General features: G+C 65.7%; 1 pseudogene. It reads left to right on the forward strand.

Going from position 1 to position 318, the window contains the following annotated elements:
* Positions 1-318: pseudogene (locus tag BHU15_RS26235) on the forward strand (ROK family protein); the annotation flags it as partial.

The following is a 318-nucleotide window of genomic DNA, read 5'->3' on the forward strand; positions in this document are numbered from 1 at the left end:
GATGACCTTCGGCGCGGGCAAGGGCCGCCAGGGCACCGTCTTCCTGCTGACCTTCGGTACGGGGATCGGCAGCGCGCTCTTCATCGACGGCAGGCTCGTCCCGAACACCGAGCTGGGTCATCTGGAGCTGAACGGGCACGACGCGGAGAAGCACGCGTCGACGAAGGCCAAGGACGACCACGACCTGAGCTGGCACCACTGGGCGCACCGGGTGCAGAAGTATCTGGCGCACCTGGACATGCTGTTCTCGCCGGAGCTGTTCATCATCGGCGGCGGGGTCAGCCGTAAGGCGGAGAAGTTCATTCCGCTCATCGAGGG

The organism is Streptomyces niveus, assembly GCF_001723055.1.
Lineage (GTDB): Bacteria > Actinomycetota > Actinomycetes > Streptomycetales > Streptomycetaceae > Streptomyces > Streptomyces niveus.